The organism is Micromonospora sp. B11E3, from assembly GCF_039871625.1.
Taxonomy (GTDB): Bacteria; Actinomycetota; Actinomycetes; order Mycobacteriales; family Micromonosporaceae; genus Micromonospora.
This window is the reverse complement of record NZ_JBDPMC010000253.1, coordinates 1-584: the sequence shown is the minus strand read 5'-3', so window position 1 is coordinate 584 and position 584 is coordinate 1. Positions and strand designations below refer to the sequence as shown.

Genomic DNA, 584 nt, shown 5'->3' with positions numbered 1-584 from the left:
AATCCCACCGAGCCGTGGATGCGGGTGGGTGGACGGCGGGAGACCCGCCGCAGCTGACCGGCGGGTCCAGCGACAACGCCGCCGCGGTGACACCCGCATCAACCGGATCCGTAGCCGCGGCATACCAAGCAGAGCAGGACGACGCGGTAGATGTCCCCGGACCCGACACAGACGACCCGACCCCACCGGTCGACGGGTCGTGGGCGCGTCCGGTCGGGAATACGTGGCAGGGCCAGCAGCGGCCAAGGGCGGCGAGCGCGCAGGTCGACCAGGGGCAACCGGCAGTGCGGACTCCGCCGGCCGCCCCCCCGCCCCCGCCCCCGCCCCCGCCGCAGCCGCAGCCGCAGCCGCAGCCGCAGCCGTTGGAGCGTTGGCAGGAGGCGGCCGGCCAGGCTGACGCTACGCAAAGATCAGCCAATGCGTTCTGGGATGTTGTTGTGGACCCGTCGTCGTTGACGTCCGTCCAGCGGCCGGCCATCGCATCGGTGGCCGGCCCGGATCCGATGTTGCCGGTGCCGGGTGACGGGTACTGCATGCTGTACGCCTTCATCGCCACCGATCCGATCGGGGTCCGTGACGTGCTG

1 protein-coding gene is annotated in these 584 nt (G+C 72.1%); it reads left to right on the top strand.

What is annotated here, in order from left to right; translation table 11 throughout:
- Positions 1–362: 362 nt before the first annotated feature.
- Positions 363–584, top strand: a 222-nt coding sequence (locus ABGB16_RS33945; protein ID WP_347672131.1) for a hypothetical protein, incomplete at its 3' end; no start/stop codon positions are given.